General features: G+C 70.0%; 33 protein-coding genes. 31 read left to right on the top strand and 2 right to left on the bottom strand.

The features are described 5' to 3' along the window. Together MFF61_RS12555 and MFF61_RS12550 are read right to left on the bottom strand one after the other, a co-directional pair. The coding region (locus MFF61_RS12555; RefSeq protein ID WP_238235468.1) for a pentapeptide repeat-containing protein at positions 1 to 264 on the bottom strand (264 nt) is incomplete at its 3' end. A 98-nt stretch (positions 265 to 362) separates the two neighbouring features. Beyond that, positions 363 to 971, bottom strand: a complete 609-nt coding sequence (locus MFF61_RS12550; protein ID WP_238235467.1) for an XRE family transcriptional regulator — start codon at positions 969 to 971, stop codon at positions 363 to 365. 102 nt (positions 972 to 1,073) lie between these two features. On the opposite strand from MFF61_RS12550, the gene MFF61_RS12545 reads away from it, so the two are divergent. The 31 genes from MFF61_RS12545 (at position 1,074) to MFF61_RS12395 (ending at position 23,453) form a co-directional block, all read left to right on the top strand. Beyond that, positions 1,074 to 1,322 carry a helix-turn-helix domain-containing protein gene (locus MFF61_RS12545; RefSeq protein ID WP_238235466.1) on the top strand — a complete coding sequence of 83 codons (249 nt, stop codon included), beginning with the start codon at positions 1,074 to 1,076 and terminating at the stop codon, positions 1,320 to 1,322. A 524-nt stretch (positions 1,323 to 1,846) separates the two neighbouring features. Further along, positions 1,847 to 2,308, top strand: coding sequence for a hypothetical protein (locus MFF61_RS12540; protein WP_238235465.1), 462 nt, complete (start codon positions 1,847 to 1,849; stop codon positions 2,306 to 2,308). Further along, a complete protein-coding gene (locus MFF61_RS12535) occupies positions 2,301 to 2,540 on the top strand; it encodes a hypothetical protein (RefSeq protein ID WP_238235464.1) in 240 nt (79 codons plus the stop codon). Before MFF61_RS12540 ends, MFF61_RS12535 begins: the two co-directional genes overlap by 8 nt. Next, positions 2,537 to 2,950 (top strand): VRR-NUC domain-containing protein, encoded by a 414-nt coding sequence (locus MFF61_RS12530; protein ID WP_238235463.1) that lies wholly within the window; start codon positions 2,537 to 2,539, stop codon positions 2,948 to 2,950. The genes MFF61_RS12535 and MFF61_RS12530 overlap by 4 nt, the downstream gene beginning before the upstream one ends. Before the next feature lie 2 nt (positions 2,951 to 2,952). Continuing rightward, positions 2,953 to 3,396 carry a hypothetical protein gene (locus tag MFF61_RS12525; RefSeq protein ID WP_238235462.1) on the top strand — a complete coding sequence of 148 codons (444 nt, stop codon included), beginning with the start codon at positions 2,953 to 2,955 and terminating at the stop codon, positions 3,394 to 3,396. Next, positions 3,387 to 4,064 carry a hypothetical protein gene (locus tag MFF61_RS12520; RefSeq protein WP_238235461.1) on the top strand — a complete coding sequence of 226 codons (678 nt, stop codon included), beginning with the start codon at positions 3,387 to 3,389 and terminating at the stop codon, positions 4,062 to 4,064. The genes MFF61_RS12525 and MFF61_RS12520 overlap by 10 nt, the downstream gene beginning before the upstream one ends. Before the next feature lie 4 nt (positions 4,065 to 4,068). After that, positions 4,069 to 4,392 (top strand): hypothetical protein, encoded by a 324-nt coding sequence (locus MFF61_RS12515; protein WP_238235460.1) that lies wholly within the window; start codon positions 4,069 to 4,071, stop codon positions 4,390 to 4,392. After that, positions 4,389 to 4,709 (top strand): hypothetical protein, encoded by a 321-nt coding sequence (locus MFF61_RS12510; protein WP_238235459.1) that lies wholly within the window; start codon positions 4,389 to 4,391, stop codon positions 4,707 to 4,709. The genes MFF61_RS12515 and MFF61_RS12510 overlap by 4 nt, the downstream gene beginning before the upstream one ends. Further along, positions 4,706 to 5,824 carry an ATP-dependent DNA helicase gene (locus MFF61_RS12505; protein ID WP_238235458.1) on the top strand — a complete coding sequence of 373 codons (1,119 nt, stop codon included), beginning with the start codon at positions 4,706 to 4,708 and terminating at the stop codon, positions 5,822 to 5,824. Before MFF61_RS12510 ends, MFF61_RS12505 begins: the two co-directional genes overlap by 4 nt. Then, entirely contained in the window at positions 5,821 to 8,709 is a 2,889-nt protein-coding gene (locus MFF61_RS12500) for a bifunctional DNA primase/polymerase (protein WP_238235457.1), read from the top strand. Before MFF61_RS12505 ends, MFF61_RS12500 begins: the two co-directional genes overlap by 4 nt. 325 nt (positions 8,710 to 9,034) lie before the next feature. Continuing rightward, a complete protein-coding gene (locus MFF61_RS12495) occupies positions 9,035 to 9,487 on the top strand; it encodes a Ros/MucR family transcriptional regulator (RefSeq protein ID WP_238235456.1) in 453 nt (150 codons plus the stop codon). Then, positions 9,487 to 9,888 carry a hypothetical protein gene (locus MFF61_RS12490; protein ID WP_238235455.1) on the top strand — a complete coding sequence of 134 codons (402 nt, stop codon included), beginning with the start codon at positions 9,487 to 9,489 and terminating at the stop codon, positions 9,886 to 9,888. The genes MFF61_RS12495 and MFF61_RS12490 overlap by 1 nt, the downstream gene beginning before the upstream one ends. A gap of 54 nt (positions 9,889 to 9,942) precedes the next feature. Next, positions 9,943 to 10,557 carry a transcription termination/antitermination NusG family protein gene (locus MFF61_RS12485; RefSeq protein ID WP_238235454.1) on the top strand — a complete coding sequence of 205 codons (615 nt, stop codon included), beginning with the start codon at positions 9,943 to 9,945 and terminating at the stop codon, positions 10,555 to 10,557. Between the two features lie 114 nt (positions 10,558 to 10,671). After that, positions 10,672 to 11,217, top strand: a complete 546-nt coding sequence (locus MFF61_RS12480) for a hypothetical protein (protein WP_238235453.1) — start codon at positions 10,672 to 10,674, stop codon at positions 11,215 to 11,217. Next, complete coding sequence (locus tag MFF61_RS12475) at positions 11,138 to 12,493, top strand: DNA-packaging protein (protein WP_238235452.1); 1,356 nt, start codon at positions 11,138 to 11,140, stop codon at positions 12,491 to 12,493. The genes MFF61_RS12480 and MFF61_RS12475 overlap by 80 nt, the downstream gene beginning before the upstream one ends. 53 nt (positions 12,494 to 12,546) lie before the next feature. Beyond that, a complete protein-coding gene (locus tag MFF61_RS12470; protein ID WP_238235451.1) occupies positions 12,547 to 14,022 on the top strand; it encodes a DUF4055 domain-containing protein in 1,476 nt (491 codons plus the stop codon). A gap of 220 nt (positions 14,023 to 14,242) precedes the next feature. Beyond that, positions 14,243 to 15,049 (top strand): DUF6651 domain-containing protein, encoded by an 807-nt coding sequence (locus MFF61_RS12465; protein WP_238235450.1) that lies wholly within the window; start codon positions 14,243 to 14,245, stop codon positions 15,047 to 15,049. A 112-nt stretch (positions 15,050 to 15,161) separates the two neighbouring features. Beyond that, complete coding sequence (locus MFF61_RS12460) at positions 15,162 to 16,328, top strand: major capsid protein (RefSeq protein ID WP_238235449.1); 1,167 nt, start codon at positions 15,162 to 15,164, stop codon at positions 16,326 to 16,328. Positions 16,329 to 16,398: 70 nt separating this feature from the next. Then, positions 16,399 to 16,878, top strand: coding sequence for a hypothetical protein (locus MFF61_RS12455; protein WP_238235448.1), 480 nt, complete (start codon positions 16,399 to 16,401; stop codon positions 16,876 to 16,878). 83 nt (positions 16,879 to 16,961) lie between these two features. After that, entirely contained in the window at positions 16,962 to 17,519 is a 558-nt protein-coding gene (locus MFF61_RS12450) for a hypothetical protein (protein ID WP_238235447.1), read from the top strand. Beyond that, positions 17,519 to 18,043, top strand: a complete 525-nt coding sequence (locus MFF61_RS12445) for a hypothetical protein (RefSeq protein ID WP_238235446.1) — start codon at positions 17,519 to 17,521, stop codon at positions 18,041 to 18,043. Before MFF61_RS12450 ends, MFF61_RS12445 begins: the two co-directional genes overlap by 1 nt. After that, complete coding sequence (locus tag MFF61_RS12440; protein ID WP_238235445.1) at positions 18,043 to 18,447, top strand: hypothetical protein; 405 nt, start codon at positions 18,043 to 18,045, stop codon at positions 18,445 to 18,447. Before MFF61_RS12445 ends, MFF61_RS12440 begins: the two co-directional genes overlap by 1 nt. Positions 18,448 to 18,810: 363 nt before the next feature. Beyond that, complete coding sequence (locus tag MFF61_RS12435; protein WP_238235444.1) at positions 18,811 to 18,978, top strand: hypothetical protein; 168 nt, start codon at positions 18,811 to 18,813, stop codon at positions 18,976 to 18,978. A 167-nt stretch (positions 18,979 to 19,145) separates the two neighbouring features. Further along, complete coding sequence (locus tag MFF61_RS12430; RefSeq protein WP_238235443.1) at positions 19,146 to 19,400, top strand: hypothetical protein; 255 nt, start codon at positions 19,146 to 19,148, stop codon at positions 19,398 to 19,400. Between the two features lie 7 nt (positions 19,401 to 19,407). Continuing rightward, positions 19,408 to 19,989, top strand: a complete 582-nt coding sequence (locus tag MFF61_RS12425; protein ID WP_238235442.1) for a DnaT-like ssDNA-binding protein — start codon at positions 19,408 to 19,410, stop codon at positions 19,987 to 19,989. A gap of 1 nt (position 19,990) precedes the next feature. Continuing rightward, complete coding sequence (locus MFF61_RS12420) at positions 19,991 to 20,221, top strand: hypothetical protein (RefSeq protein WP_238235441.1); 231 nt, start codon at positions 19,991 to 19,993, stop codon at positions 20,219 to 20,221. After that, the gene (locus MFF61_RS12415; RefSeq protein ID WP_238235440.1) at positions 20,221 to 20,511 is read left to right on the top strand and encodes a hypothetical protein; all 291 of its coding nucleotides are present in this window, start codon (positions 20,221 to 20,223) and stop codon (positions 20,509 to 20,511) included. Before MFF61_RS12420 ends, MFF61_RS12415 begins: the two co-directional genes overlap by 1 nt. Next, entirely contained in the window at positions 20,511 to 20,765 is a 255-nt protein-coding gene (locus tag MFF61_RS12410; RefSeq protein WP_238235439.1) for a hypothetical protein, read from the top strand. The genes MFF61_RS12415 and MFF61_RS12410 overlap by 1 nt, the downstream gene beginning before the upstream one ends. After that, on the top strand, positions 20,765 to 21,139 hold the full coding sequence (locus MFF61_RS12405) for a hypothetical protein (protein WP_238235438.1): 375 nt from the start codon (positions 20,765 to 20,767) through the stop codon (positions 21,137 to 21,139). Before MFF61_RS12410 ends, MFF61_RS12405 begins: the two co-directional genes overlap by 1 nt. Beyond that, a complete protein-coding gene (locus MFF61_RS12400; RefSeq protein ID WP_238235437.1) occupies positions 21,136 to 21,360 on the top strand; it encodes a hypothetical protein in 225 nt (74 codons plus the stop codon). The genes MFF61_RS12405 and MFF61_RS12400 overlap by 4 nt, the downstream gene beginning before the upstream one ends. After that, the gene (locus MFF61_RS12395) at positions 21,360 to 23,453 is read left to right on the top strand and encodes a hypothetical protein (protein WP_238235436.1); all 2,094 of its coding nucleotides are present in this window, start codon (positions 21,360 to 21,362) and stop codon (positions 23,451 to 23,453) included. The genes MFF61_RS12400 and MFF61_RS12395 overlap by 1 nt, the downstream gene beginning before the upstream one ends. Positions 23,454 to 23,494 lie beyond the last annotated feature (41 nt).

Below are 23,494 nucleotides of genomic sequence, written 5' to 3'. Positions count from 1 at the left end.
CAGGACGGCACCGCTCAGGTCGGCATCGCTCAGGACGGCACCGCTCAGGTCGGCATCGCGCAGGACGGCACCGCTCAGGTCGGCACCGCTCAGGACGGCACCGCGCAGGACGGCACCGCGCAGGTCGGCACCGTTCGCGCGCGCCCAGCGCACCGCGAGCCCGAGCTTCACGCTCGGCAGGGTGTCCGGCTCGCACTCGATCTGCGCTGTGACCTGGACCTCGCCGGTCCAGCGGTTTCGGATCTCGAAGGGGACAGTGGGCATAGCGGCCATCCGTGGGTGGATGGCCTATGCTTATGCGCATAAGTATGGACGGTCAAGCGAAAACTATGCGTATGCGTATGGGGTCGAAAGGTCGCCCGTTAAGCCATCCGCCTCCATCGCCTGCTCGGAATGATCGCCCAGACCTCGGCGACCCACTCGACCTCCACGTCCTCCCGAAGGGGAGCGTTGTGGCTCTCCAAATTGAACAGGTCGGGCTCAGTGCCTCGCCGTAGAGTCTTGAGAAGATACGGACCCTCTCGCACCTTCAGCACGACCTCCTGACCAATCAAGTCTTTAGCTGTGTAACCATTAGGCCTTATAACTACAACCTCGCCGTTTTTCACGCGAGGATGCATACTGTCACCCTTCGCTTCCAATGCAACGCAACCTTCAGGGACAGGAAATGGTAGTTCAACCTCTTCCAACGCCACGTCCGCCTCGCCCATCCAGTCGATTTCTTCGCCCAACCCCACGAAACCAGCGATTTTAGCCGTTCGTGACGTGGCCAGCTCGTGCTCTGGAATAGTGAGCAAACCAGCTTCGATTGCAACCGCTCTTAATTTTTGAGACTGATAAAAATCAGGCTTGGCAATACCTGACTGCCACCGGCTGACGGTCGGTTGCGCCACGCCGAGCAGCTTGGCGACGGGGCCCTGTTTGCCGCCGTTCTGGCGGATCAGGGCGCGAATGATCTCGGGCACGTCCATGCTGCGCATACCGTGACGGTACGCGCGCGAAGGCAAATGCAAACTCGCATAGGGGGCTTGCGTGCTCATGCTGATACGTATAGGTATTGGCATATGAGCCCCATGCTCCGCATCCGCCGTGAGGTTTTCCGAGTGAGCCAAGCCGAGATGGCGAGGCTGATCGGGACTACACAGGCCACCGTCTCTCGCTGGGAGAAGGGGCTTTCTGAGCCCCCGCGCGACGCGTTGGAGCGCGTTCGCGAGGCCGCGGCGCGGCTCGGTCTGCTCTGGAATGATGCGTGGTTCTTTGCGCTTCCGCCCGCAGCGACGACTGAGGCGCTGCCGGCGGTCAAGGAAAGGCCCGCCGCATGACGTGCGCCCCCTACACGCCGCGCCCGGCCGGCGCCCGCGCCTACACCTGCCGCTGCGGCGTGCGGTGGGCACTCGTGGACGATGGGTGGATCAAGGTCGGGGGGCGCTGACATGCGCGCCGCCTCCGCCTCTCACCATTCCCGAATCCGTCGGCTCTGCCGCCCTGGCCCCGCCGACGGTGCGCCCGGCCCTGCTGGTTCCCCCGCCGCACTCGCCGGGCGCCTCTCCGAGCGCGCTGGCCTGACCGCCCACGCCGCGATGCCCCTGCCGGTGTCCTCTGAGCCGGTAGGTGCGCAGCCCTCCTTGGGCGTCTCCTCCCTGACTGGCCCCCTCTCCCTGTGTGGAGAGGGGGTGCTTTCTCGTCCTCTTCTGCGTGACCGCCAGCCGGCAAGCATCGTCGGTCGCGCTTGTGTAGTCCTGCGTTCTCCTGTCCACCTCCTGCACTTGCTGATCCCTCCCGTGTCGCAACGAACGTGGCACGGAGGGTTGATCAAGTGTGGTCAAAGCCGAGTGGATCAGCGCGAATGATCACTTATGAGCAGGCCGTAGAGCAGAAGCGCTCCAAGCTCGTCGGCATCGTCGACGTGCTTGCCTCTGCGCACGGCTCCAAGATGCGCGCCTATCAGACGGTCGGGCAGGAGATTGCCCGGTCGCCGACCTGGGTGCGCCGCGTCATCGGCCGCAGCCCGCTGGTGCGGATCGACCTGCACGACGCCCTGAACATCGCAGCGCTCTACGACCGGCTCTGCGCCCGGATCGAGGCCGCAGCAGAACACGAAGAGGCACGCGCAGACGTGCTGAGGAGCATACGCCATGCGGTTGTGGAGGGCGGTCGCCCGGCTCGTGATGGCGTGGACGGTCCGGCGCGCCGAGGAGCGGCGCGTGCGGGCGGAAGCGCCGCCCGAGTGGCTGCCGCGGCTCTGGACGCGCAAGAGGCGATGGATGCGTACGGGTCGACGGCCGCCGCGCGGGTGACCCGTGGCTGACGGCGCGCAAGCCCTCATCCGGCATGACGGCGCCGGCCTCGCCCTCATCACCGAGCGCGGCGTCTCGCGCGTGACCCTCATCCTCGACAATGGTCGCGTGCTGCTCGCTGCCTCTCAGGCGGGCGGTGGCTGCGCGGATGTCGTGCTGGAGCCGGTCGATGCAAGGCACCTCGCGGAGCGGCTGACGCTGGCCGCCGCAGAGGTCGAGGCAGCGGCGGAGGACGCCGCATGACGCGCCCCGAGCAGAACCTCCAGATCGCGATCGTCATCGCGCTGCACCACCGCTTCGACTGCCTCATCTCGCACGTGCCGAACCAAGGCCGCCGCGGGTTGGTTGAGGCCGGCGCGACGAAGCGCATGGGGCTGCTCACCGGTCACCCCGACCTGATCGTCTACGGCCGCGACGGCCGCGCCTTCCATCTCGAGGTCAAGGACAAGGTGCAGGCGCGCGAGCGCGCCGTAGCGCCGGGCGAGCGGTTCGCCAGCCTGTCCACCGATCAGAAGCGCGTCGTGCCCGACCTGCGCGAGCGCGGCTTCCACGTCGCCGTCGTGGACACCGTCGAGGACGCCATCGCTGCCGGGGCCGCCTTCGGGCTCGCGCCCCGCCGCGGCGCCCGGCCCGAGCCGGCGACGGAGTTCTGAGCATGGCGGCGCTCCAGCCTCACGCCGAGCACCGTCAGCGCCGCGCCGCGCCGCGCGCTGCGGGCCGCCCGGGCCAGATGAGCCTCGGGCTGGCGGCCGAGAAGAAGCTGCGCGAGGACGAGCAGCTGTCGAAGCAGTACCGCGCGTGGAAGCGGGGCAAGCTGCAGGCGCTGCTCGACGGTCCGCACGGCGCGCAGGTGCGCGAGCTGGACCGGTTCATGAAGGCGATGGGCTTGGCCGACGGGCCGGTGCTGGTCGCGCGCGTCGCGGCGGCCGAGTGGATCCAGGGCATGGACCGGAACGCGCGGCACGACCTGCTGAGCCTGATCGGGCGGCGGATCGCGCTGATGCGGGAGCGGAATGGATTGCCGCCATTCAACGATGGCGTGGTCGGGGATCCGCCGCGGGCCTTCGAGCAGATCAAGGGGATTCTCGGATGTCGGTGATCGTCCCCTCCGGCGGCGCGTCCGTCATGTCGTCCCGGCGCGAGCCGCCGGACAGCCTCGACTTTTTCCCGACCGCCCCGTGGGGCACGCGCGCCTTCGTGCGCCATGTCCTGCCGCGCCTGTCGCCGCATGCCATCGCGACCGCGTGGGATCCCTGCTGCGGTGAGGGGCACATGGCCGAGGTGCTGCGCGAGGCGATTCCCGAGATCCACGCCTCGGACGTGTTCGACTACGGCCGCGGCTACCCGGTCGCCGACTTTCTGGACCCTGCGACGGTGATCCGCACCGACGTCGAGGCGATCATCTTCAACCCGCCCTTCAACGTGGCGGTCGACTTCGTGCTGCGCGCGCTGGATCTCGCGCCGATCGTCGCTTGCCTCTGCCGCACGGCTTGGAACGAGGGGGCCGAGCGCTACGCGCGCCTGTTCCGGCACCGGCCGCCGACGCTGTTCGCTCCCTACGTGGAGCGCCTGCCGATGCATCGCGGTCGGTGGGAGCCGAACGGGACCACGGCGACGGCCTACGCGTGGTTCTGCTGGTCGCGCCTCGTCGATCCGCTGCCGATCCTGCACATCCCGCCCGGGCAGCGCCACGCGCTCACCCGGCCCGACGACGCCGCGCGCTTCGGTGCGCCGTCCGCCGCTCCCCTTCTCACGGCCGCGGAGTAGCGCCATGGCCACCGCCTACGACCCCAAGCACCCGAGCCGTCCGGTGCCCATCGGCCGGATCGTTGAGTGCACGACTTACGCCATCAAGTCCAAGCCGCTCGGTTACTGGTCGTACTTGGCGCGGTTCGGGGACAACGACGCCTTCAAGGTCGACCCCTGGCGCTGGGTCGACATCCCCGAGGCCATGGAAGACGGGCTGGAGCTGCTCGCCGACCTCGCCCGCCTCGCCGCGCTGATGCCGGGCGGCGAGCGCCGCGTCCGCGAAGTCATTCACGAGAAGATCGCGCAGCTCGAGGCGGCGCAGGCGACGTCGGGAGCTGCCGCATGAGCGAGACCGGGAAGCTCGCGGTCGAGATCGTCTCGTTTAAGGCGATGGAGCGCAACAGCCTGAAGGGATTCGTGACGGTGCGCATCCCTGCGATGCGGCTCACCATCCGCGACTGCACCGTGCACGAGAGCCACGGCAAGCGCTGGATCGGCCTGCCCTCGAAGGCGCAGATCAGCCGTGACCAGGAGCTCGTCCGCAAGGACGGCAAGATCCAGTACGCGGCGGTGTTCGAGTTCGATTCGAAGGCGGTCGGCGACGCGTTCAGCGCGGCCGTGCTGCGGGCGCTCGACACGCGCACCGACGGAGCGGCCGCATGACGTGGTCTGCTCAACAGGACCGCGCGCTCCGCGAGATCGCGGCGTGGCGGCGCACCCGCGGACAGCAGATCTTCCGGCTGTTCGGCTACGCCGGCACCGGCAAGACCACGCTCGCCCGCGCGGCCGCGGCGGACGTGCGCGGCGCCGTCCTGTTCGCCGCCTTCACCGGCAAGGCCGCGCTCGTGCTGCGGTCCAAGGGCTGCGAGGGCGCCTCGACCATCCACAGCCTGATCTACCGCGCCTTCGAGATCGAGGAGCGGGACGCGCAGGGCAACGTGGTCGGCGTCAAGATCCGCTACGGCCTCGACCCCTTCTCGGCCGTGGCCGGTGCCGCGCTCGTCATCGTGGACGAGTGCTCGATGGTGAACGAGAAGCTCGCCCAGGATCTCCTGTCCTTCGGCACGCCCATCCTGGTGCTCGGCGATCCCGCGCAGCTGCCGCCGGTGCGGGGCGACGGCTACTTCATCGCCGCCGACCCGGACGTGATGCTCACCGAGATCCACCGTCAGGCGGCGGACAACCCGATCATCCACCTGTCGACGAAGGTGCGGAACGGCGGTCGCCTCGCGCGCGGCGAGTACGGGAACAGCCGCGTCATCGACATCGCGCGCTTCACGCCGGAGGTCGAGGCCGGTTCCGATCAGATCCTGGTCGGGATGAACCGGACCCGCCGCGCGCTCAACGCGAGGGCGCGGCGGAGGCTCGGCCGCGATCCCGACTACCCGGAGGTCGGCGACCGGCTCGTGTGCCTGCGCAACAGCAAAGAGAAGGGCCTCCTCAACGGCGGCCTCTGGGACGTCGCCGAGGTCGAGGGCTTCGACGAGGACGGCGTCGACCTGCGCGTGGCCTCGTGCGACGTCGAGGGGCAGCGCGCCGACGTCTACGTCCGACACGAGTTCTTCGAGGGGTGCGAGGAGACCATCCCGGCCGCGGAGCGACGCAGCTCCGACGAGTTCACCTACGGGTACGCGCTCACCGTGCACAAGGCGCAGGGCTCGCAGTGGGACGACGTGCTGCTCATCGATGAGAGCGGTGCGTTCCGGGATAACAGATCCCGGCACTTGTATACTGGCCTGACGCGCGCCGCCGAGCGCGTGACGGTGGTGCTGTCATGACGGCGCCGACCGACAACGCGCTGCTGCTCGCGGCGCTCGCCTACGCCGATCGGGGCTGGCCCGTCTTCCCGTGCTCGCCCAAGACCAAGCAGCCGCTCACGCGCAAGGAGAGCGCGCCCGGCGCGAAGGACGGCGGGCTCTATCTCGCGACCACGGACGTGGAGCAGATCCGCGCGTGGTGGGGCAAGCACCCCAAGGCGATGATCGGCGTGCCGACCGGATCCCGTACCGGCGACGTCATCGATCTCGATCTCGGCGACCCGCAGGTGATCACCGGCGCGGCCTATGTCGAGCGGCTGCGCGATCATGTCGGCGGGCTTCCCGACACGGCGATGGTCGAGACCGGGTCGGGCGGCTTCCACCTCTGGTTCGCCTCGGATCCTGCGGCCCCCATCGGCAACGGGGCGAACGTCAGCCCGGCGCTCCACATCCCGCCGCCGGAGGGCGCGACGCGCGAGGACGGGCGCAAGCCGAAAGGAGCCGCAGTCGATGTGCGCGGCGAGGGCGGCTACGTCATCGTGCCGCCCTCGGTGCGGGAGGATGGCCGGGCTTACACGTGGTGTCCCGGGCCGGAGGATGGGTTGAGCCCGCCGACCGAGGCGCTCGCGCGGCTGATGCGCAAGGAGGAAGCGAAGGCGGCGCGCGACGCGAAGGCAGAGGCGAGCGCGCGCGGTCCGTGGGCGCCGCGGGAGCCTCGGAACGTCGAGCCTTCCGCGGCGCTGGGCCTCGGTGAAGCGGCGGTGCTGCGCTACGGCCGGGGCGCGCTCGACAAGGAGGTCGCCGCGGTCTCGGGGGCTCCGGGCGGCGGGCGCAACAACGCGCTCAACACCGCAGCGTTGAAGCTCGGCGGCCTCGTGGCGGTGGGTGCGCTCGCCGAAAGTGAGGTGCGCGAGGCCCTGCGCGGCGCGGCCGAGGCCTGCGGGCTCGTGAAGGACGATGGGCTGAAGGCCGCGCTCGACACGATCGATTCGGGCCTGCGGGCCGGTCTGCGTCGGCCGCGCGATCTGTCGGAGGTCCGGGCGCGCGCAGAGCGCGACGAGCGCCGCCGCCAGCGCCGCGAGGATGCTGCGGCGAGCGGCGCTGAGGACGACGGGACCGGCGACGAGGAGCTCGACCGGATCGCCGCGCTCTATCCCCTGCCGCGCCTCGCATCGCCGCCGCTGTTCTACGAGCGCCACCGCGGCCGGGTGATGGTGCACAAGGAGGTGCCCGCAAAGCGCCGGGAGGCCCCGGCCGTCGTCGTGCCGGTCGCCACCCCGTTCGGCATGACGGCCCGCATCCGCTATCTGGATCGCGAGGACGCCTACGGCCTGCGCATCGCGGTCGAGGACATGAACGGGCGGCCGCGCCACATCGACATCGAGCGCGGCGACCTTGCTCGACAGGGCGGCGGCGAGATCCGCGCCCTGCTGTTCGCGGCGGGTCTGCGCACGGAGGACGACGGCGAGCACATCGCGGTGCGCGCGCTCAAGGCGGCGGACCCGAAGGCCGAGATTCTCGTCGTCTCCCAGCCCGGCTGGCACGAGCTGCCGGGCGTGCCCGACCCGTTTTTTGTCTGCCCCGACGGCGAGGTGATCGGCACACTGGCCGATCTGGCCTACGAGCTGTCGGTCACGACGCGGATGCCGCCCGCCATCGCGCGCAGCGGCACGCTCGACGGCTGGCGCGACGCGGTCGCGGAGGCGGTCAACGCCGAGGCCTGCGAGCATTGGACGCTCGGGGCCTGCGCCGCGTTCGCCGGCGTGATCGCCTCGCTGATCGGCATCGACACGCACGGCATCAACCTCTCGGGTCTCTCGACGAGCGGGAAGACGACGGCGCAGAAGCTCGCCGTGTCGGCATGGTCCACGCCGGATCTGCGCAAGCCCGGGCTCGCTCAATCGGCGAAGTCGACCGTGAACGCCATGGAGGCGCTCGCCGCTCGCGCGAACGGCACGGTGCTGTCGCTCGACGATCTCGCCAACGTCACCGGGCCCGAGGTGGCCCAGATGATCTACACCTTCGCGAGCGGCGCCGGCCGCCGCCGGATGACGGCGGATGCGACGCTGAAGGAGATCTACACGTGGTCGACCTTCGTCATCCTCTCGGCGGAGTGCTCGCTGGAGGAGAAGGTCAAGACCGACGAGCGCGGCGACTGGATCGCCGGCATGGCGGCGCGCTTCGCGGACATCGACGTCACGACGGTCAACCGCTCAGTGCCGCGCGAAACGCTCGACCGGATCGCGGCCGTCGATCGCCACTTTGGACACGCGGGCCCGGCCTTCATCCGAGGACTGCTGGGCGAGGGCCTGCACCTGCACCCGGTCGCCCTTCGCGAAGAGATCCTGGCCGATGCCAGGCGCATCGCCGGGACGACAGCCGACAGCACGCGGGTGCGTGCGGCCACCTCGTTCGCGCTTTTGCGTCGTGCGGGTGAAATGGCGGTGGCCTACGGGCTGCTGCCGCGCGAGACGCCGGTGCGCTCCTGCGTGGCGTGGGCGTGGGGCCGGTTCTCGAAATCGAGCGATGCCCGGGCGCTCGATCCTGAGGAGCAGGCGCTGGCGGCGCTGCGGGCCTGGGTGGCTCAGCGCTGGGGCGTGACGATCCGGGAGGTCGGCGCCCAGGGCGGCTCCCGCGAGGCCGAGGGCTGGTTCGATGAGGATGCCGTCTACGTGCTGCGGGAGAAGCTGCGGGCGGCGGCCGGCAACGTCATGACCGAGGAGGCGACCGCCGGGCTGCTGCGGCGGGACGGCCTGCTCTGGCGCGAGGAGAAGGATGGCCGGCCGTACCTCCGGTACGTGAAGGGGCTCGGCAAGGTGCAGGCCTACGCGCTGAAGCGGCCGGAGTTCGGCCGTGAGGCCGCGAACGTCGTTCAATACCCGTCGCAGGGGAGGGCGGCCTCATGAGGCAAGCCCGAACGGGGCGATTTTCCCGTTTTTCCCGCGATTTTCCCGGATCGGGAATGGATCAAGTCATTGATCCAGAAGGGTTTCCCGTTTTCCCGCTTTTCCCGCCCTGACAGGAGACACGACGCGCGTGCGCATGCACGCGAGAGAGCAATGGAGATCCGTGATCCCGGACGAAAACACGCCCCTTAGTATCTCCTCTACCTCCGGGAAAAACGGGAAAACGGGAAAGATAAATGGATCAAGCACTTAGGGGATATTGAGCGCGGGAAAAATCCGGGAAAAGTGGGAAACGTAAGCAGATCAACGACTTAGGAGATCGTGTATGCCCGATGACAAGCTCACCCTCGCCCTCGACGCCTCCCGGCCGCTGCTGGTCATGACCACGGCGACCCTCGTCGCGGCCTACGTCCAGCGCAACGCCGTCCCCGCCGCCGACCTGCCCGGGCTGATCGCCTCGGTGCACGGCGCGCTCGCTGGCTTGGGCCAGCCCGCGGAGCCCGTGGCGCCGAGCGAGCACAAGACCCCCGCCGAGATCCGCCGCTCGGTTACGCCCGAGGCCCTGATCAGCTTCCTGGACGGCAAGCCGTACAAGACCCTGAAGCGCCACCTCGGCACGCATGGGATGACGCCGGAGGCGTACCGGGCGCGGTTCGGGCTGGGGTACAACTACCCGATGACCGCCGCGAACTACGCGGCGCAGCGGAGCGAGCTGGCGAAGGCGGCGGGGCTGGGGCGCAAGGCCGGGCCGCGGCTCGTGGGTAGCGAGGCGGCGTGATGGCGACCGGCAACAGCCTCCTGCACTTCGCCGTCGGCGTCGCGATGCCACCAGGGGGCCAAGAGCCTCCTCGCGCCACCTTCGCATCCCCCTTCGCCATCGGGGATCGGGTCATGCTCGTGCACGACGAGAGCGACGCCCTGTCCATGACGGTCACGGCGCTCTCCATGCGCACCGAGATGCCGCAGATCGAGGTCACATGGACCAATGCGGGCGCGTTGCAGACCGCATGGCTGTCACCGGCGCTGCTGCGACTGGCGCCGCGCCCTCCCGAGAAGCCAGCGCCCCTGAAGGCCTCGAACGTGGGTGTGGCGGCTAGTTGTGAACTCAAGGCGCAGGGGCTGCCCTATCCGCGGTTATGCCCGCGCTGCGGCCTTGGTCCCTGCTTCAGCAAGCCTTGACATCCCGGGCCGGCGCTCCGGTGCCGGCCCTCATCCTGCAGCGTGGAGTTTGCGATGTCCCGCCGTGGTACTGCCCTCGCCCAAGCCGCCGGTGAGGCGACGGACGTTCCGGCGTTGCCGGCCGACCCGGCTTTGCGCCTCGGCGAGCGCTGCCGATGGCCTCGGGACACGCGCCGGGCGGCCGCCATGGCGCAGGCTGCCGGCGAGCCGAACCCACTGCGCTGGCACGCTGCGGTCACATTCCCGGGATGCGAGATCAAGGTCAGGGACGAGATGCAGAGGCGCGAGATCGACACCGTGCTGCCGATGATCCGCTTCTGGCGAATCCGCTCCCGGCAGCGGTTCGTCGCAGAGCGCCCTTTGTTGGCCCGCACGGTCGTGTTCGGCCTGGATCACAGCTTTCAAAGCATCGCGGGCATCGAGGGGCTGGAGCGCGTCGTGAGAGGCGCCTCCCTGGCGTGGGCGGATCTGCCCGAGGATGACGTCTTCGACCTGCGCCTGCGCATTCTGCGAGGCGAGTTCGATGCGACCTTGCGCCAGAGCCATCCGGAGCGCCCGTGGCCGCGCCTGATTGCATACCTGATCCGGAACGGCGATCTGCCGCCACAGGCCGTATGGACCCACAGGCAGGCGAAGGCAGCCGGCTTGAAGTTCGCGGCAGCCGCGTGATATTCAGGATGCGTTCGCACGGGCCGGCTGTGGCATAAATGTCACCGTCATCCCGTGCGGTAGCTTTGGTGGCCCCGCGCGAGTGATCGTGACGGGGCTTTTTCGCGTTCGCTCATGACAGACAAGCGCTTCGACTGGGAGGCCATCGAGGCCGAGTACCGCGCCGGGCAGCTTTCCCTTCGCGAGATTGCCAAGCGGCACGGGATTTCCGACACCGCTATCCGCAAGCGTGCGAAGGCTGAGGGATGGACCCGTGCCCTGGCCGACAAGGTTCGCGAAGCGGTTCGCGAGAAGCTGGTTCGCGCTGACGGTTCTCACTCTCAACGCACGCGAACCGATGCGGAGATCATCGGGCAAGCCGCACAAGCCGGTTTCGATGTTGTCACCTCCCATCGCAGGGATCTGCAGCAACTTCACGGGCTGAAGCGCGTCCTCGCCGATCGCCTTGCGACGTTCCTGCAGGGCGGTCAGCCCGACGGGCCGTTGCTCGGCGAACGGGAGAGCCCCGGCGACTTGCTGGAGAAGCTTTCTCGCGTGACGGCCCGCCTGATCCCGCTGGAGCGGCAAGCTCACAACCTCGATGAGCATCCTGACGAGCCTCAGAACAAGCCTGGGGGTGCCCTCGACCGCCTCGCTGCTCGGCTGGGTTTCCCGGCATAGGCCAGAGATCCTCCGCGACCTCCCCGACAGCGATGCGGAAGAATTGGAGTTCGACTGGCGGGCGTGGTCGCGACCCGATCAACTGGCTCCGCCCGGCGACTGGGGCACGTGGCTGATCAGCGCTGGTCGAGGCTGGGGCAAGACCCGCACCGGGGCCGAGTGGATTCGCGGCGAGGTCGAGGCCGGAAGGGCAGGCCGCATCGCTCTCGTGGCGGAGACCGCAGCGGATGCCCGAGACGTCATGGTGGAGGGCGAGAGTGGACTGCTCGCGATCTCGCCGCCTTGGAGCAGGCCTGAATACGAACCGTCCAAGCGGCGGTTGACGTGGCCGAACGGCGCCACAGCGACGCTCTTCAACGCAGTCGAGCCGGACCAGCTTCGCGGACCGCAATTCGACTGCGCATGGTGCGACGAGCTGGCCAAGTGGCGCTATGCGCAGGAGGCCTGGGATCAGCTGCAGTTCGGACTGCGCCTCGGTGCCCATCCGCGACAGGTCGTGACGACGACGCCGCGGCCCATCCCCCTTGTGCGCGCCCTGCTGACTGATGCCCGCACGGTGGTCACGCGAGGTCGAACCCTCGACAACGCCGACAATTTGGCCGCCTCGTTTCTGGCGGCCATCCAAGAGCGCTACGGCGGCACCCGGCTCGGTCGCCAAGAACTTGAGGCGGAACTGCTCGACGATGTGCCCGGCGCCCTCTGGACGCGCGCGATGATCGACACGGCCCGGACGCGCTGCGATCTACCGGACATGCAGCGGGTCGTGGTCGGGGTCGACCCATCAGGCACAACCGGTGAGGACAAGGGTGACGGCATCGGCATCGTGATCGCCGGCAAAGGCGTGGACGGCCGCGCCTACGTGCTGGGCGACTGGACCTGCAAGCTGTCACCTGCCGGTTGGGGCCGCAGGACCGTCGAGGCGTTCGGCACCTTCAAGGGCGACCGCATCGTAGCGGAAAAGAACTTCGGCGGAGCCATGGTCCAGAGCGTGATCAGGACAGCAGATCCCAAGGTGCCGGTGACCATGGTTAACGCATCGCGAGGCAAGGTGCTGCGCGCCGAGCCGATCGCGGCGCTGTACGAGCAAGGGCGAGTCACGCACTGCGGCGAGGGGCTGGCGCCGCTTGAGGACCAGATGTGCGCGATCACGCATGATGGTTTCGTGGGTGAGGGCTCGCCAGATCGCGTTGATGCGTTGGTCTGGGCGCTGACTGAACTGATGGTCGAGCGCCAATCCTCGCCGCCGGGCTCCGGCTTGCAGGTCGTGAGGCGGTGATCGTGGTGGACGCGAAGCCCAACCCGGCGGCTCTGTCGTCGGAGCGGCAGGCCATGGAACGGGCCTGGACGCTCATCGGCGACGTGCTCGCGGGCGCGGCGGCCATCCGTGCAGCCGGCGTGAAGTACCTGCCCCGGTTCGAGGGCGAGCCGGATGGCGAATACGAGCGGCGCAAGGCCGCCGCGCCCTGGCGGCCGGAGTTCGAGGACGCGCTGCGCGCGCTCGCGTCGAAGCCGTTCAGCGAGGACGTCGGCCTGAGCGAGGGCACCTCGCCGCGGATCAAGGAACTCGCCGAGGACATCGACGGGTGCGGCCACAACCTGACGCAGTTCGCCGCCGAGTCGTTCTCGCTGGGCATCGCGAAGGGGCTGCACGGCATCTTCGTCGATTACCCGGACATGCACCGCCGCGCCGACGGCTCGGCCGCCGAGGGCATGGGCGCGAGCCGCCCGCTGACGATCGCCGAGGAGCGCGCGGCCGGTGCGCGGCCCTACTGGCTGCAGATCGACGCCAGCGACATCGTCGCGCTCTACACGACATGGCAGGGCGGGCGCGAGGTCATCCAGCACGTCCGGATCCGCGAGTGCGCGGTCGACCAAGCCGGATTCGGCGAGACCAAGACCGAGCGCGTGCGGGTCTACGAGCCCGGCCGCTGGGCGGTCTGGGAGAAGGCGCCGGACGAGCACGACTATCGCGAGGTGAGTTCGGGCGTGATCGCCCGCGGGCCCAAGAGGGCCTCGTCGGTGCCGCTGCACCTGTTCCGCACCGGGCGCCGTCTGGGCGTGCTGCGGGTGAAGCCGCCGCTCGAAGAACTCGCCGGGATGCAGATCGAGCTGTATCAAGCCCTCAGCCGGCAGGAGGAGGTGCTGACCTTCGCCGGCTCGCCCATGCTCAAGGGCAAGGGCATGGCGCCGGCGCCCACCGTCGAGATCGGGCCGAAGCGCATCCTCTGGACGGGCGAGGCCGGCGCCGATCAGGCCCCTCGGGACTTCGACTACATCCAGCCGGCCGCCGAGAACATCGCCGAGATCCGCAACCACGTCGCCGCCATCACCGAGGCCATGCGCCGGCTCGGGATGCAGCCGCTCACGCCAGGTAGCGGCGCGCCCACCGCCACCGCGACCTCGGTCGAGGCGGCCAAGGCGCACAGCGCGGTCCAGCAGTGGGCGCTCGCCCTGAAGGATGCCCTCGAACAGGCGCTCGTCTTCACGTCGGAATGGCTCGGCGAGGAGAAGACCGCCGAGGTGACGGTCTCGACCGACTTCTCGGCCCTGCCGTTCGCCCAGGCGCCGCTGCAGGCGCTGCGCGACGCGCGGGCCGACCGCGACATCAGCCAGCGCACCTATTGGGCCGGACTACGCCGGTTCGACGTGCTGCCGAGCGAGTTCAACGCGGACGACGAGGTGGCTCTCCTGGCCGAGGAGCAGCGCGGCCTCGAACCCGAGGAAGAGATCGACCCGCGCACCGGTGAGCCGCTGGTGCCGCCGCCCGCCCCTCCGCCGCGCCGTGTTCCGCCGCAGGCCGCGTGAGCGGCGGATGACAGAGGGCGACCGCATCGCCGTCGGCGTGATGCTGCTCTGCCTCGGGCTCGCCGTCCTGGCGCTCGGCCTCGCCGCCTTCGCGCGCTGAGGCGTCCACGAGATCCCCGGCCAACGCCGGGGCCATGAGGCCGCACGCCTGGATAGGCAGCGGCGCACCGGGGCGGGATCGCCCCACCCACCCGGGCGGATGCCCGAGAAAGCCAGACCGATGAAGCTCAAGACCATCGAGGTGAACGGCGCGACCTATGCGGCCGTGCAGGACGGGAAGCCCGTCTACGTCGACGAGGCCGGCAAGGAGATCGCCTTCGACGCCCCGCACACCATCGGGACGATCACGCGGCTGAACGGCGAAGCCAAGGCCCACCGCGAGGCCAAGGAGGCGGCCGAGGGCCGGTTGAAGGCGTTCGAGGGCATCGAGGACGCCGAGGCCGCCCGGAAGGCCATGGAGACCGTCCGCAACCTCGACCAGGGCCAGCTCGTCACCGCCGGCAAGGTTCAGGAGATCCGCGACGCCGCCGCCAAGGCCGCCCGCGAACAGGTCGAGGCGGTCGCCATGGCGAGCGCGGAGCAGATCGCCAAGCTCGAGGGCGAGCGCAACGGCCTGCAGTCGGCGCTCTACGAAGAGAAGATCGGCGGCTCGTTCAGCCGCTCGAAGTTCGTCGCGGAGAAGGTCGCGATTCCGCCGACCTTCCTGCAGGCGCAGTTCGGCAAGCACTTCGCCGTCGAGAACGGCAAGATCATCGCCAAGGATCACGCCGGCAACCCGATCTATTCCCGGGCGAAGCCGGGCGAGGTCGCGGATTTCGACGAGGCGCTCGAACACCTCATCGCGGCCGATCCCTACCGGGATTCGATCCTCAAGGGCACCAATTCGTCGGGTTCCGGCGCCCGCCCGAGCAACGGCAACGGCGGCGCCCGCACCTACACCCGGGCCGAGTTCGACAAGCTCCCGCCCGCTCAGCAATCCGCGGCGATGGTCGCCGTCCGCAAGGGCGAAGCGTCCCTCGTCGACTGATCAGCCGCGCGCCTGAGGCGCGGCATATCGGCCGTCACCCGGATGGGGAGCGGCGCCTGGGCCGGATGGCCCGACCCCTGACGCAACCTCCCCATCCGAGAGGATCCACACCGTGGCCAACACCCTGACGGGATTGATCCCGACCATTTACGAAGGTCTCGACCAGGTCTCCCGGGAGATGATCGGTATCATCCCCGCGGTGAACCGTGACAGCCAGGTCTCGCGCGCGGCCAAGGGCCAACAGGTGACCTCGTTCATCACCCCGGCGGTGACCGCCAGCGACATCGTGCCGGCGGTGACCCCGCCGAACGACGGCGACCAGACCCTCGGCAGCCTGCAGCTGACGATCGACAACGCCAAGCGCGTGCCGATCCGCTGGAACGGCGAGGAGCAGCTGGGCCTCAACACCGGCGGGCCGGGCGTGAACCGCGTCCTCGCCGACCAGTTCGCGCAGGGCTTCCGCACCCTCGCCAACGCGATCGAGGTGGACGTCGTCACCAAGGCCGTCCGCGCCGCCTCGCGCGCCTACGGCACGCCGGGCACGGCGCCGTTCGGGACGGCCGGCGACTTCACCGACTTCTCGAACATGCACATGATCCTCGACAACAACGGCGCGCCGATGATCGACCGCCAGATGATCCTCGGCTCGGCCGCGATCAACAACCTGCGCGGCAAGCAGTCGGTCCTGTTCAAGGCCAACGAGGCCGGCACGGATCAGCTGCTGCGCGACGGCATCATCGCCCGGGTCGAGGGGTTCGACATCCACAACTCCGCGGGCGTAAAGCCGATCGTGAAGGGCACGGGTGCGAGCTACGTGCTCGGCGCGGGCTCCTATCCGGTCGGCACGACCTGGCTGGCGCTCGCCACCGGCACCGGCACCGTGAACCCGGGCGACGTGATCACGCTCGCGGGCGACGCCAACAAGTACGTCGTCGTGGGCACGGACATTTCCGCCCCGGGCACGATCACCATCGGCTCGCCCGGCCTCCGGCAGGCGCACGCCGCGGGCGATGCGGTGACGCTGTCGAACAGCTACACCCCGAACCTCGCGTTCAGCCGGTCCTCGATCGTGCTGGCGACCCGCGCCCCGGCACTGCCGGTGGTCAACGGCGTGCCGCAGGATTCGGCGCTGGATCGCATCACGGTCGTCGATCCGGTCTCCGGCATCGCGTTCGAGATCTCGACCTACATGCAATATCGGCAGGTCCAGTACGAGATCGCGCTCGCCTGGGGCGCGGCCGTCGTCAAGCCGGACTTCGTCGCCGTCCTGCAGGGCTGATCCTGCCTCGGGCCGGCCTGAGGCCGGCTCGCCCCCGCCTATCCCGCAAAATCGAGAGCAGGAGGCCGCGATGGCCGACGAAACCCGGAAGCAGACCGATGCCGCGCGCGCGGACGACGCGGCGCACAAGGCCGACGTGAAGGCCCGCGAGGCGCAGGAGAAGGCCGACGCGGCCGCCGCCGACGCCGGCAAGACCAAGGAGCAGATCGCCGCCGACAAGGCGCACCAGGAGGCCGACGACAAGCGCGCGGCGGCCGAGCAGGCGCGCGCCGAGGAGGAGACCAGCACCGAAGCGACCACGGCCGCGGAGGCCAAGGCGCTCTCGGCCGTCGTCGAGCCCGACCGCGCGGTGGGCGACCACCACGCGCAGAAGTTCTCGAACACCCCCGAGAACCCGCAGCTCGCGCCCGGCCTCAGCCCGGACGCGGAGGGCAAGGTGAAGCTGGTCCTCACGACCTCCGACACCCTGGCCGCGGGCGAGCCGGCGGTGGCCTACGTGCACCCCGAGATGGTCGGCGACTATCTCCGCGCGGGCTGGTCCCGCGGCTGAGGCGCACGGCGCCCCTTCGGTCGGAAACCTAGTTTCCGACCGTTTCCGACCGTTTCCGACCGCCGCTGTAGCCCGAGCCGCCGATGTCCCGCATCCCCACGATCCGCGTCCACAACCCGGCCGCGCCCGGCACCATGATGACGATCAACGAGGCGGACCGGCGGCCCGAGCACGTGCTCTGGGATGACGCGGCCGGCGCCTCGGCGGCTTCGGCGGCCCCGCTCCTCGACCCGGCGGTGCGCGACGCCGCGGCCGCCATCACTCTGCGCGTGGTCGGCCTGAAGCGCCGCATGGCCGGACTGCCCTTCGCCGAGCTGTCGCCGGCCGAGCAACTCGCCGTGCTGCACGAGATGGCCGAGGACATCGAGCAGGGCGCGGCCGTCTACGAGGCCCGCGAGCGGACCGAGGAGGAGCGCGGGCGCTCCGACGAGCCGGTGGGCGGCACCGAGCCCGCCTCTCCCGCCCCGGCCCAGCCCGAGCCGGCGCCTGGCTCCACCGTTTCGCCCGCGGATCTCCGCACTAGCAAGGGGCCGCGCGGCCTCTGGTTCGTGATGCGCGGCGAGGAGCGCGTCAGCGCCGGCTTCCGCACCGAGGAGGAGGCCGACGCCGAGATGAGCCGCATGACGGCCGAGGCCGCGTGATGCGCCGCGCGGGCCTCCTCGCGTTGCTGCTGGCGCTCGCGCCCGCCTCGGCGTGGGCGCAGACCGGCGCGCGGATCGTCCCGAATTGCGGGAGCGTCACCTACGGGCCCGGCGACTTCGCCGCCCAGACCGTCACGCCCGACGGGCGGCTGTGCATCGGATCCGCGCCGCCGAGCGCGACGCCGGCCGGAGGCCTGTCGATCTATCGCGTGATGAGCGGTTCGAGCGCGGCAGCCACGGCGGTCAAGACCAGTCCGGGCCGGCTCTACAGCTTCAACCTCTGCAACAACGCGGCGGCGACGCGCTACGTGCGGTTCTACGACAGCCCTGCGGCCGTGACGGGCACCACCCCCGTCGCCGCGGGCGCGATCGCCCTCTCGGCCGGCTCCTGCCAGCAGTTCACCACGTCCTTCGGGCTCGCCTTCACGGCAGGCATCAGCATGTCGGTGACGGCGGCGAACGGCGATGCGGACACCACCGCGCCCGCGGCCGGGGATGTCTCGGGCTTCCTGGGGTATCAGTGATGCGCCGACTGCTCTCGCTGCTCTCGCTCTGGCTGGCCCTCGGGGCGGCTGCCCGCGCCGCCGACACCACGCCCTTCTTCCGGATGGGCGAGCCGAACATCCTCGTCGCCACGGCGGCGCCGCAGCAGTACCAGATCACGCAGCCGGTCGGCGCCACCTCATACCGCGGCGTGAATCCGTGCGTGCACGACATCCGGGTCAAGTCCGTGATGGCCATAGGCGATACGGTCACGGCGACGACCGGCACGCGGTTCCTCGCCCGCACGAGCGAGGTGCTGGCGTCCTCGCCGCAGATGACGAACCCGCGTGTCGTCTCGATCATGGTCGTGCCCCACGCGGGCGGGCCAGCCATCCCGGCGGGCTTTTCCTGCCCGTTCGAACTCACCTATGGGTCCGGGCAATGAGGCGCGCGCTCGTCCTCGCGCTCATCCTCGCGCTCGCCCCGGTCGCCGTTCAGGCGCGAGGCACGGGCAGCCCAGGCATCGGGGCGCCCGGCCCGCAGGGCGAAACGGGAATCCCCGGTTCGGCCGGTCCGAAGGGAGAACAGGGTGAACGAGGAGCGACCGGAGCGCAGGGTCCCGCAGGGGCGCCAGGCGCCAAGGGCGACCCCGGCGTCGCCGGGCCCGCTGGCCCCACGGGTGCTATCGGACCAGCCGGACCCGCTGGAGCGACCGGCCCGCAGGGTGAGCGCGGCCCTGCAGGCAGCGCAGGTGCCACAGGACTGACCGGGCCAGCCGGCCCCGCAGGCGCGAAGGGAGAGAAGGGCGATGCCGGGCAGGCTGGCGCTATGGGGCCTGCTGGGGATCGCGGCCCTGCCGGCGCTGCCGGTCCTACTGGCCCCGTTGGGCCTGCCGGACCTGTGGGTGCTTCTGGCGCAACTGGTCCTGCTGGCCCTTCTGGTGTCGCTGGCCCTAAAGGTGATCCGGGCGCCGTAGGCTCCGCCGGCCCTCAAGGCTTGCAGGGACTTCAGGGCATCCAAGGCCCAAAAGGCGATACGGGTTCAGCAGGCTCCGCCGGGCCTACGGGTGCGGCTGGGGCGACTGGACCCGCCGGCCCAACCGGCGCAACGGGTCCCACTGGACCGGCCGGCACGCCGCGCCGCGTGGAGCGCTACACCGCGACGAGCAACGCCAGCGGCGTGGCCACCTACACGTGGCCCGCCTGCGCCGCGACGCCCGATGTTGACGTGATCCTCGGCTGGGCCGGCACGCAGATGATCTCGGGCGGCGTCACCGCTCAGACCCTGACCGGGGCGACCGTGGCGGTGATGCGCTCCCGCGGGACGCTGGCGCTGTCCTCCGGCCCCTTCGAGGCGGCGCCGAACACGGCGCTCACCATCCGCGTGATCTGCAACTGAGGCCCGCATGCTGATCGTCGAGAACGGCACCGGCCTGCCGGACGCCGAGAGCTACGTGTCGGTGGCCGAGGCCTGTGCATATCACCTCGCGCGCCGCAACGATGCGTGGCTCGACCCGGAGGTGCCGGACGAGTTCCGCGAGGCGGCGCTTGTGCGGGCCACGGCGTTCATCGACGCCACCTACCGCGACCGCTTTCCCGGCTATCGCGTCCAAGGGCGCGTGCAGGCTCTCGAATGGCCACGGGTCAGCGCCTTCACCCTCGTGCCCGACAACGGGCGCTCGGCGGCCTTCCTGCCCGGTCAGGATCCGCTGTTCCGCAGCGGGGTCGACGCGATCCCCTCGACCGAGATCCCGCGCGAGGTCGTCGCGGCGGTCTGCGAGGCGGCGTTGCGCGAACTCACCGAGCCCGGCTCGCTCTCGCCGGACCTTGAGCGCGGCGGCGCGATCAAGCGGCTCGCGGCCGGCTCGGTCGAGATCGAGTATGCGGGCGGCGCGCCGGCCTCGACCACGTTCCAGGCGATCGGGCTGGCGCTGGCGAGCCTGCTGCTGCCGGCAAATCCCTACAGCGGCCGGGCGGTGAGGGGCTGACATGCGCGTGCTCATCGTGCCCGACCCCGGACCCGAAGGCCACGCCGCGGCTCAGGGCGTCGCCGAAGCAATCCGGACGGTGGTGAGGTGCGAGGTCGCGCTCGTCACGTCCTCGCCCTCGGCTGTGAACGCCGGCCCGGCGGTCTGCCGCGAGATCCTGTCCGCGCAGGGCAAGCCGGCGCCGCGCACCTGCGGGCTGTGCGGCCTCGGGCCGTGTCGGGAGCGCGCGTGATGAACGGAACGGTCACCCGCCTGCCGACCGCGCGCCGTCGCCGCGTGCGCCAGCGCGGCGAGTTCCTGCGCGACGAGGGCAATGTGGCTGCCGTGCGGGTGCTGACCCGCCTCGACATGACGCCGGCCCGCACGCTGGCCCAGGCGCAGGACGCAGACCTCACCGAGGTCGTGGTGATCGGCTTCGACGAGGCGGGAGACCCGTTCTTCGCGTCGTCCCGGGCGGACGGCGGTGCGGTGCTGTGGCTCCTCGAGCTGGCCAAGAAGGCGCTGATGGAGGTCGAAGGCTGATGCGGATTTCGGTCGACGAGCGCGACAGCGGCTATCGCACGCTCGTGGAGTGGGGCGGGCCGACCGCCGGCATCCTCGTCACCCTGAACGGCGAGGAGGTATTCGGCTGCATCACCGCCGATGAGGAACTCGGCGAGGTGCTCGTGCAGGTGTTCGACGAGAACGACTGCCCGGTGGTCAATGGCGATGAGTTTCGCCGCGAGTGGCGGCGGGGCGTCGTCGAGGTCAGCATGCCCGCGATGATGTTTGGCTGATGCCCTCGCCCCTCGCCGGCTCCCTCGCCAAGACCATCGCCAAGGCACTCTCGCCCGCCATGCTGCCGGTCACCCTGCACCGCGACGGCGCGGCGACCGGCCCGGCCTACGACCCGTCGATTGGCGCCCCGCAGGCCTACCCGTGCCGCGGATTCCGCGACGAGTGGTCGGCCTACTCGCGCCAGGGCGGCCTCGTCGCGGCGCGGGACTGGAAGGTGGTGATCCTCGCCCGCACGCTCGCCGTCGAGCCGCAGGAGGGCGACCGGGTCACGATCCAGGGCGTCACGCTGCAGGTCTATTCGGACGGCGAGGGGCAGCCCGCGGTCACGAGCGACCCGGCGACCGCCACGTGGGAGCTGAGGTGCAGGCTGTGAGCGCTGCCGAGAACATCGACGCGGATCTTTACGCGACGAAGGAAGAGGCGGTGCAAGCCGCCATCAACGCCTGCGAGGCTGGCGACAATGTTGTGATCTGCCGCGGCACTTGGGCCGACTGTGCGGTCGGCCGCATGGAGGCATGCGAGTTCTGCGCTCGCATCCCGTGGGTGCCCGGGCTCACCGCCGCCGACGCGATGATGCGAGCCCGAGCGAACTGATGGCCGCCGCGAACCGCCTCGACCAGCTGATCGATGCCTGGGCGCCGCGCCTGCAGCGCGCGTTCCTCGCCGCGGTCGCCGACATCCGCGACCGCGCGCGGATCGGCGTCATCGTCACGATGCTGGAACGCGGTGACATCGACGGCGCGGTGCGGGCGGTCGGCCTCGACTCGGCGGCCTTCCGCGCGCTCGACGCCGCCCTCGTTCAGGCCTTCGAGGAGGGCGGAAACTACACCACCGTGCGCCTGCCGGCCCTGCGCGAGCCGGACGGCTACCGCTTGGAGATCCGGTTCGACGTCCGCAACCCGCGCGCCGAGGCATGGCTGCGCGACCACTCCTCGACGGCGGTCCGCGAGATCCTTGACGATCAGCGCACGCTCATCCGCGCTAGCCTCGACGCCGGCATGGCGGCCGGCCGCAACCCACGCGACGTCGCGCTCGACCTCGTCGGCCGGATCGACCCGAAGACCAAGCGGCGCGACGGCGGCGCGATCGGCCTCACGTCCTCGCAGGAGGCGTGGGTGCGCCGCTACGCCGACGAGCTCGCCCGCGGCGACCTCGCGGCCCTCGACCGGCAGCTGCGCGACAAGCGGTTCGACGGCACCGTGAGGAAGGCCGTGGCCGCCGGCAAGCCGCTCACCGCCGAGCAGATCGCCGCGATGGTGGCGGCCTACCGGAACCGGGCGCTCCGCTACCGCGCCGAGACCATCGGCCGGACCGAGGCCATGGCGGCGCTGCATCAGAGCCAGGACGAGGCGATGCAGCAGGCCATCGATGCAGGCCAGATCCAGGAGGGCCGGGTGATGAAGGTGTGGCGGTCGGCCGGCGACGGCCGCGTGCGCGACACCCACCGCGGCCTCAACGGCAAGGCGGTGCCGTTCAACGGCGCCTTCGTGAGCGCGAGCGGCGCGCGCCTGCGCTTCCCGGGCGATCCGCTGGCGCCCGCGTCCGAGATCGTGAATTGCTTCGCCCCCTGGTCAACGATCAGTATGGTTGGTCTGAAGGCTGTGGTAGCGCGCGAATACTCGGGCGAACTTGTCGAGTTGACGGCCGGAGGCGTGGTCAATCTGGCCGTCACTCCGAACCACCCGGTACTGACCCAGCGAGGATGGGTTCCGGCGAGTGGCGTGATAGAAGGCGACCACTTGGTCTATTGCAGCGGGCATGATCGTTTCGCCGCCCCGCGGGCAATGAATGTAGATCACGCTCATGCCAGCGCTCAGCATCTCAGCAATGCGGCAAGCACGCTGGGTGATCACCTCGGGGCGGGATTTCGTCGCGTGGATTTCCACGGCGAGGTGCCCGACAAGGATGTCAATATTGTAACCTTCCCAATCGGCTTGTGCGACGACTTCAAGTCCATGAGCTACCAATGCTTTGGCCACCTCGGTTTCGCCCGCGCCGATGTACTGACCGGTGAGACGCTTTACCGACGCTTGCTCATGGCGAACAACAGCGCGCTGTCCCAGCTTTCGGATCGCGGTATGAGCGCTGCGAACGCGAGCAATGCGCTGGCTGGGATCGGCCAATGCAGCAGCACGTCGGTTCCCTTCCGAGGCGTTGAGGCGAGCCAACCCGAGATCGTCAAGGCACCTGTAAACAAAGGCGCGGCCGACGCCGAGATGCTTGGCAATCCTATTCACGGGGTAGCTGGCCGCGTACAGACGGGACACCTCGGGATGCAGCTTGAGTCGTTTCGCTCGGCTGTCTGCGGCCGACCGAGCCCCCTTGAGAGCCTGCGCTTCGGCTCGCCCGAGAGGAGCCAACCCGAGATCGGAGAGACACCTCTGAGCGAGTTGATAGGAGATGCCAAGCGCGGTTGCGATGGCGCCAGTCGAGGCGCCCTCAGCGTGCAGCGCTCGAACCCGCTCGAAATGCTCCGCCCGTCGCGCTGCGAACCGAGCGCTGGTGGCGGCACGGGTGCTCTCGTTTTTTCGGCCGTCCGCGTTGATGGCATTCGACATCTCAGGCACTCCGGCGTGGTCTACAACTTCGAGACTGTCACAAATCTCATTATAGCAGAGGGTGTTATTGTTCACAATTGCAGGTGCACCATGGAGACCCGCATCGACTTCCTCGCGGGCATCGCCTGATGGCTGATCAGACGCTCGGATTCGCCGCACAGGTCTCGGCC

This window comes from Methylobacterium isbiliense (assembly GCF_022179325.1).
In the GTDB taxonomy this organism is placed as follows: Bacteria; Pseudomonadota; Alphaproteobacteria; order Rhizobiales; family Beijerinckiaceae; genus Methylobacterium; species Methylobacterium isbiliense.
The sequence above is the reverse complement of the archived record's forward strand: the minus strand, read 5'-3'. Positions and strand labels throughout refer to the sequence as shown.